5 protein-coding genes are annotated in these 8,656 nt (G+C 58.1%); 2 read left to right on the top strand and 3 right to left on the bottom strand.

The window, feature by feature from the left end:
• A partial coding sequence (locus FZX13_RS07165) for a calcium-binding protein (RefSeq protein WP_255618047.1) occupies window positions 1–4,259 on the top strand: 4,259 nt, incomplete at its 5' end.
• A gap of 331 nt (window positions 4,260–4,590) precedes the next feature.
• Entirely contained in the window at window positions 4,591–4,812 is a 222-nt protein-coding gene (locus tag FZX13_RS07160) for a hypothetical protein (protein WP_226408805.1), read from the top strand.
• A gap of 144 nt (window positions 4,813–4,956) precedes the next feature.
• Here the strand turns inward: FZX13_RS07160 and FZX13_RS07155 are convergent, their stop codons facing one another.
• The 3 genes from FZX13_RS07155 to gcvH form a co-directional block, all read right to left on the bottom strand.
• Window positions 4,957–5,211, bottom strand: coding sequence for a hypothetical protein (locus FZX13_RS07155; RefSeq protein WP_115024581.1), 255 nt, complete (start codon window positions 5,209–5,211; stop codon window positions 4,957–4,959).
• 129 nt (window positions 5,212–5,340) lie between these two features.
• On the bottom strand, window positions 5,341–8,154 hold the full coding sequence (gcvP, locus tag FZX13_RS07150; RefSeq protein ID WP_370630796.1) for an aminomethyl-transferring glycine dehydrogenase: 2,814 nt from the start codon (window positions 8,152–8,154) through the stop codon (window positions 5,341–5,343).
• 112 nt (window positions 8,155–8,266) lie between these two features.
• The gene (gcvH, locus tag FZX13_RS07145) at window positions 8,267–8,656 is read right to left on the bottom strand and encodes a glycine cleavage system protein GcvH (protein ID WP_226408802.1); all 390 of its coding nucleotides are present in this window, start codon (window positions 8,654–8,656) and stop codon (window positions 8,267–8,269) included.

Raw genomic sequence — 8,656 nt, 5'->3', positions numbered from 1 at the left:
GCACCGCCGCTGCCGTTGTTCAAGCCATCGCTGATCTCGACACCGATCCCACCAACTTCAACTCCACACTCGCCGCTGGAACAGCTGCTGCTGCGGACATCACCGCCATCGAGGCCGCCAACGGCACCGGCACCATCGATGGTTCCGCTCTGACCGCCATCACCGGCACCGCCGCTGCCGTTGTTCAAGCCATCGCTGATCTCGACACCGATCCCACCAACTTCAACTCAACACTCGCCGCTGGAACAGCTGCTGCTGCGGACATCACCGCCATCGAGGCCGCCAACGGCACCGGCACCATCGACGGTTCAGCTCTGACCGCCATCACCGGCACCGCCGCTGCCGTTGTTCAAGCCATCGCTGATCTCGACACCGATCCCACCAACTTCAACTCAACACTCGCCGCTGGAACAGCTGCTGCTGCGGACATCACCGCCATCGAGGCCGCCAACGGCACTGGATCCATCGACGGTTCTGCTCTGACCGCCATCACCGGCACCGCCGCTGCCGTTGTTCAAGCCATCGCTGATCTCGACACCGATCCCACCAACTTCAACTCCACGCTCTCTGCTGGTTCTGCTGCTGCTGCGGACATCACCGCCATCGAGGCCGCCAACGGCAGCGGCACCATCGACGGTTCTGCCCTGACCGCCATCACCGGCACCGCTGCTGCCGTTGTTCAGGCCATCGCTGATCTCGATACAGATCCCACCAACTTCAACTCCACACTCTCTGCTGGAACAGCTGCTGCTACAGACATCGCCACCATCGAGGCCGCCAACGGCAGCGGCAGCATCGACGGTTCTGCCCTGACCACCATCACCGGCACCGCCGCTGCTGTTGTTCAGGCGCTTACAGACCTGGACACCGATCCCACCAACTTCAACTCCACACTCTCTGCTGGAACAGCCACCGCTGCGGACATCACCGCCATCGAGGCTGCCAATGGCACTGGATCCATCGACGGTTCAGCTCTGACCGCCATCACCGGCACCGCCGCTGCTGTCGTTCAGGCCATCGCTGATCTCGACACCGATCCCACCAACTTCAACTCCACACTCACGGGAACAGCCACCGCTGCGGACATCACCGCCATCGAAGCTGCCAACGGCACCGGCACCATCGACGGTTCAGCTCTGACCGCCATCACCGGCACCTACGCCGAGATTGCTCAGGCCCTCACCGATCTCGATTCCGATCCCACCAACTTCAATTCCACCCTCTCCGCTGGAGCTGAAGACGCCACTGACATCACTGCACTGGAAGCGACCAATGGAACTGGCACAATCGATGGTTCAAATCTGAGCGCCATCAACGGCACCGCCGCTGCTGTTGTTCAGGCCGTCGCTGATCTCGATACAGATCCCACCAACTTCAACTCCACCCTCTCTGCTGGAGCTGCCGACGCTGCGGACATCACCGCCATCGAAGCTGCCAACGGCAGCGGCACAATCGACGGTTCTGCTCTGACCGCCATCAACGGCACCGCCGCTGCTGTTGTTCAGGCCATCACTGACTCGGACACCGATCCCACCAACTTCAACTCCACCCTCACCGGTACTACTGCTGACGCTGCGGACATCACCACCATTGAGGCAGCCAATGGCAATGGATTCATCCTCGGTTCGGCTCTAAGTGCCATCAATGGCGCTGCCGCTGCGGTTGTTCAGGCCATCACTGATCTCGACACCGATCCCGCCAACTTCAACTCCACCCTCTCCGCTGGAGCTGCTGACGCTGCGGACATCAACACCATCGAGACTGCCAATGGCAATGGATCCATCATCGGTTCGGCTCTAAGTGCCATCAATGGCGCTGCCGCTGCGGTTGTTCAGGCCATCACTGGTCTCGACACCGATCCAACCAACTTCAACTCCACGCTCTCTGCTGGAGCTGCTGACGCTGCGGACATCACCACCATCGAGGCTGCCAACGGCACCGGCACCATCGACGGTTCTGCCCTGACCGCCATCAACGGCACCGCCGCTGCTGTTGTTCAGGCCATCGCTGACTCGGACACCGATCCCACCAACTTCAATTCCACCCTCTCCGCTGGTACTGCTGCTGCTACAGACATCGCCACCATCGAGGCCGCCAATGGCACCGGCACCATCGACGGTTCTGCCCTGACCGCCATCAACGGCACCGCTGCTGCTGTTGTTCAGGCCATCACCGATCTCGATACAGATCCAACCAACTTCGACTCCACACTCACCGCTGGTGCTGCTGCTGCTACAGACATCGCCACCATCGAGGCCGCCAATGGCACCGGCACAATCGACGGTTCTGCCCTGACCGCCATCACCGGCACCGCCGCTGCTGTCGTTCAGGCCATCACCGATCTCGATACAGATCCCACCAACTTCAACTCCACACTCTCTGCTGGAACAGCTGCTGCTACAGACATCGCCACCATCGAGGCCGCCAATGGCACCGGCACAATCGACGGTTCTGCCCTGACTGCCATCAACGGCACCGCTGCTGCTGTTGTTCAGGCCATCACCGATCTCGACACCGATCCAACCAACTTCAACTCCACACTCACCGCTGGAACAGCTGCTGCTACAGACATCGCCACCATCGAGGCAGCCAATGGCACAGGCACCATCGACGGTTCTGCTCTGACCGCCATCACCGGCACCGCCGCTGCTGTTGTTCAGGCCATCGCTGATCTCGACACCGATCCCACCAACTTCAACTCCACACTCACAGGTGTTGCTTCAGCTGCAGACATCACCGCCATCGAGGCCGCCAACGGCACCGGCACCATCGACGGTTCAGCTCTGACCGCCATCAATGGCACCTATGCCGAGATTGCTCAGGCTCTAGCGGATCTTGATACTGATCCCACCAACTTCAATTCCACCCTCTCAGCTGGAGCTGAAGACGCCACTGACATCACTGCACTGGAAGCGACCAATGGAACTGGCACCATCGATGGTTCAAATCTGACCGCCATCAACGGCACCTACACCCAGATTGCTCAGGCCCTCACCGATCTCGACACTGATCCCACCAACTTCAACTCCACACTCTCCGCTGGAGCTGAAGACGCCACTGACATCACTGCACTGGAAGCGACCAATGGGACTGGCACCATCGATGGTTCAAATCTGACCGCCATCAACGGCTCCGCCGCTTCTGTCGTTCAGGCCATCGCTGATCTCGACACCGATCCCACCAACTTCAACAGCACCCTCACCGGTACTGCTGCTGCTGCGGACATCACCGCCATCGAGGCCGCCAACGGCACTGGGTCCATCGACGGTTCTGCCCTGACCGCCATCAACGGCACCGCCCCTGCGGTTCTTCAGGCCACTACTGATCTAGACACCGATCCCACCAACTTCAACGTCACCGTCTCTAATGCGGGCACCGTTTCTCAGCTGGCATCCATTGATTCCGCCAACGGCACCGGCAGCCTCATCTACACCTCTGTTACTGATACTGCCGAAATTCTTGCTAACAATGCAGGCAACTATGTCAATGGCTCGGTTGATGTCACCTTTACAAATGACGCGACAATCTCTCAGATTGGCCTCGTCAGTGGATCCACGACTGGAGACTTGACAGTCACCATTGCCTCATCCGAAGCGACGAATAACTTAATAAAAATTAAAAATGCGTCTGAAGCTGTCGCCGACGGAATCCAACAGGCAAGCAACTTCACTTCTTTCAAGTACAAAATAACTGGCAACTCAAACGCCAATACCTATACGGGAGGCGCACTTAATGACACATTGCTGGGCAAGGGAGGCGCTGACACCCTGACTGGCAATCAGGGCAAAGACAAACTGCGTGGCGGCGCTGGCGCTGACAACCTGATTGGCAATCAGGGCAATGACAAACTGTATGGCGGACTCGGCGACGACATCCTTGAGGGTGGCTATGGCAAAGACGTCCTTACGGGCAACAGTGGAAGCGATACATTTAAATTCAATAGCACTGCAGATAGCTCATACAAATACGATACGATTAAAGACTTAGAAATTGGCACTGACACCATAGATGGACCCGATGGCACCAAGATTTCGGTGAAAAATTACAACGATAGTGTTAGCAGTTTTACCGAAACTAATCTAAATTCCTACTTTGAAAACAAAAACCTCAAAGCCCAAAAAGCATACACATTTAATGTTGACAATGGAGACACCTTCATCTATATCAATGACTCAAACATAGAGTTTTCATACCAAGACGATGCTTTCATTAAAATCACTGGATACACCGGAAACATCGACGATTTAGTCATGCAATAACCTTCTGCGTACGCATCCTTTCGAAGCACAAATCTCAATAAGCTCAAAACCCGTCAAATGTTGACAGCATTTGACGGATTTTTTGTTGGAGAAAAGCATGTTTAGACCGGTGCGACAACAACCAATTCGACGAATCCTTTTGAAAAACAAACTAGCCAATTACCTGCCAACACTCAGCACAACCCAAACACTTTCAGACCCGACAAACATCAGGGCCTAAAGACATTTTTCAATCCAATGCAAACACTCTCCGAAAAGTGATTGAAAAACATTAGCCCAAAGCCACGCTAGAAATAAAAATTACGACAGAATACTTTGTCGAATCAATTGCATGCATGACCGCAAACAACACATTATATCGGCTAACATTTTAACCATTATTTCAGCCCTAAAATATTATCGAACAACGACAAAAGCATTATCAGGCAAAGTAAATGCATGTCAAATGCATGCAAAAATCGCCCTGACGCAGTTAAACCAAATGACTCAAATAGAAGTCGCTACAGGCTGGAAAAACCCAGAAAACCTAGAAACTACTTTCAAGAACTCCTGATTTAAGCCTGCATTCTCTAGGCCTATCTTTATATTCACAGGAGCTGAACCTAAAAAAAAAGAGCAACTCCCTTTGAGAAGCCACTCAATCAAAATTCAAAACACGCTCAACAGCATGGAATGGACTAATTTAGAGAGCTAAAGATCAAGCAGCAGCTGGCGGTGGGGTGGGATCGCCCACCGGTTGAAGGGGAATGACGAGGGTGGCCCAGTGATCGGGCCGCTCAGGGCGACTACGACGGGAGCGGCGGGTGCCGAACGGAACCCGAATCACATTCGTCCCTTCAATCGACAAAGTATGACCACGATTGAAGGCCGACTCAAGACCGTCCGGAAGTTGAGGAAGGGCAGGTCCTTCAACGGTCCTGAGGCCAGATTTCTTGATGTTGTCCCGATCCATGGTGTCCCCCGACAGACGAATCAGTTGTCGAACAGTTTGACCGAACCCGCAAGGGCGATGAACGGAATCAAACCAATTTTTCCACTTTCAGTGAAAATTTACACGTTCTAATGCCCTCGCACAAGGGTCTCAAGCCGCCAGAGCCACCTCTTCCACAGAAGGACAGGTGCAGATCAAGTTGCGGTCACCGAAGGCGTTGTCAATCCTTGCCACAGCTGGCCAGACCTTGTTCTCCTGCTGACCCTCCATGGGGAATGCGGCCTGCTGACGGCTGTAGGGACGATCCCAGTCATCCGCTGTCACTGCAGCCAGGGTGTGCGGGGCACGCTTCAACGGGTTGTTCTGAGGGTCGATGGCGCCGTTTTCGATGGCACGAATCTCCTCACGGATCGCCACCAGGGCATCGGCGAAGCGATCCAACTCCGCCAGGCTTTCGCTCTCTGTGGGTTCAACCATCACCGTTCCAGCCACCGGCCAACTGACGGTGGGTGCGTGGAAGCCGTAATCCATCAAGCGCTTGGCGATGTCATCCACATCGATTCCTGCTTCCCTTTTCAACGGCCGCAGATCAAGGATGCATTCATGGGCCACTCGACCGGTGCTGCCCCGAAACAGCACGGGGTAATAGGGGTCAAGCCGATGGGCCAGATAGTTGGCTGACAACAGCGCCACGGCGCTGGCCTGCCGCAGGGCATCCGCCCCCATCATCCGTAGATACATCCAACTGATCGGCAGGATGCTGGCGCTGCCGAGCGCTGCTGCGGAAACGGGTCCGATGGCGGCTGAGGTACCGGCTTGCAACGGATGACCCGGCAGGAAGGGCGCCAGATGCGCCGCCACACCAATCGGTCCCACGCCTGGGCCACCGCCCCCGTGGGGGATGCAGAAGGTCTTGTGCAGGTTGAGATGGCACACATCGGCACCGAACGCACCAGGACGGCAAAGCCCGACCTGCGCATTGAGGTTGGCCCCATCGAGGTACACCTGCCCACCGTGCTGATGCACAACGGAGCAGATCTCACGGATGCCGGTTTCAAAGACGCCGTGGGTGGAGGGGTAGGTGACCATCAACGCCGCCAGCTGATCGGCATGCTCAGCAGCCTTCGCAGCCAGATCCTGCTGATCGATGTTGCCCTCGTCATCGCAGGCGACAGCCACAACCTTGAGTCCGGCCATGACGGCACTGGCGGGGTTGGTGCCATGGGCGCTGGTAGGAATCAGACAGATATCGCGATGGGCCTCCCCGCGGGAGCGGTGCCAGGCGCGAATCACCAGCAGCCCCGCATATTCCCCCTGAGAACCGGCATTGGGCTGCAACGACACGGCTGCAAACCCCGTCAGAGCCGCCAACCATCGCTCCAGATCGTCGGCCATGCAGCGATAGCCCTCCGTCTGATCCACGGGAGAAAACGGATGCAATGCCGCAAAGGCAGGCCAACTCACCGGCTGCAGCTCAGCGGCGGCATTGAGCTTCATGGTGCAACTGCCCAAGGGGATCATCCCGTGCACCAGGGAAAGATCACGGCTCACCAACCGCTGGATGTAGCGCAACAGCTCCGTCTCGCTGCGATACTGATGAAACACCGGCTGGGTCAGCCAGGGCTGGCTGCGCTGCGGCAGGGACAGGGACTCGGGCAGCGCAGCCTCAAGTTGTGGTATCTCCTGACCGCAGGCCACCGCCAGGAGCCCCAGGAGCACTTGCAGCTCCCGTTCATCCGACAACTCATCCAGGCTGATGCCGAATCCGGTGGCGTCCGCCGGAGCGGCGCCATCTGGCAGCACCCGCAGATTGAAGCCTGCTGCTGCTGCCGCGCTGTGGACGGCAGGCGCCGCCGCACAGTGCACAGTGACGGTGTCGAAGCGGTCCGCCAAAGCCAGCGGATACCCGAGAGCCTTCAGGCCCTGCTCCAACTGGCTGCGCAGCCCAACGATGCGCTGGGCGATGGCCTGAAGGCCGTCGGGCCCGTGGTGCACTGCATAAAAAGAAGCCATCACGGCGAGCAACACCTGAGCAGTGCAGATATTGCTGGTGGCTTTGTCACGGCGGATGTGCTGCTCACGGGTCTGCAGCGCCAGCCGCAGGGCCGAGCGGCCTTCTACATCCTTGGACTGCCCCACCAGACGACCCGGGATCTGGCGCTTGTAGGCCTCAACCGTGGCGAAAAAGGCGGCATGGGGGCCACCGAATCCCATCGGCACCCCCAGGCGTTGGGCACTGCCCACGGCAATGTCGGCCCCCAGAGATCCAACAGGCGCCATCAGGGTCTGGGCCAACGGATCGATGGCCACAGTGGCCAAAGCGCCAGCCGCATGGGCCGCTTCGATCACGGCAGTTGGATCCCAGAGACAACCATCAGCCCCGGGCAATTGGAGCAGAACTCCGAACACGGAGGCATCGATCGGCGCCGTTGCCGGGTCGATCCGCTCAAGGGTGATGCCAAGGGGTTCGGCGCGGGTCTGCAGCACGGCCCAGGTCTGCGGCAGCACATTGGCGTCCACCAAGAACCGGGTCGCCTCAGGGCGACGGCAAACCCCGAAGCTGAGGCTCATGGCCTCCGCTGCTGCGGTGGCTTCATCCAGCAGCGACGCGTTAGCGATCGGCAAACCCGTGAGCTCACTGATCAGGGTTTGAAAGTTCAGAAGGGCCTCAAGACGGCCTTGGGCGATTTCCGCCTGATACGGGGTGTATGCGGTGTACCAGGCCGGATTTTCAAAAACGTGGCGCTGAATCAGAGCCGGGGTTGCTGTGCCGTAGTAACCCAGCCCAATCAAGGAGCGTCGAAGTGAATTGGACTCGCTCAGCTCCTTCAGCTCCCTGAGGGCTTCCGCCTCTCCACAGCCCTCGGGCAACGCTTCGTGAGGCGGCGCAGGGTCAAGGATGTCGTCGGGCACGACATCAGTGATGAAATCCTTCAGATCGCTGTAGCCGAGCGCGTTCAGCATCCGGCTCTGTTCCGCCGCACTCGGGCCGATATGCCGCTGCGAAAAAGGAGAGATCAACGTCTAAAGCAGCAGCGCACGGAGAGATCGTAAGAGCCGCGTCCCGTGGTTGATGTCAGCCGGCGTTGACCTTCGCGCCGTAGGCCTCCGCAGTCATCAGGCTGTCGAGCTCGGAGGGATCCGTTGGACGCAGCACCAAAAGCCAGCCCTCGCCATGGGGATCGTTCTGGAGTTCCTCCGGACTGGCCAGCACCGCTTCATTGCGCTTCACCACCTCGCCGGCAATGGGTGCGTACATGTCTTCCACCGCCTTCACTGATTCCACCGATCCGAAGCTGGTGCCCTTCGCCAAGCTGGAGCCCACGTCCGGCAGGTCGACGAACACGATATCGCCCAGCTGATCAACGGCGAAGGCGCTGATGCCCACCCGCACCAGATCACCATCGGCGTTGGCGTACTCGTGACTGTCGGCGAAGCGAAAAGAGTCGGGGAACGCGAACGCCAT

The organism is Synechococcus sp. MU1625, from assembly GCF_020514205.1.
Classification (GTDB): Bacteria; Cyanobacteriota; Cyanobacteriia; order PCC-6307; family Cyanobiaceae; genus Parasynechococcus.
This window is presented reverse-complemented; position numbering and strand designations above follow the sequence as displayed.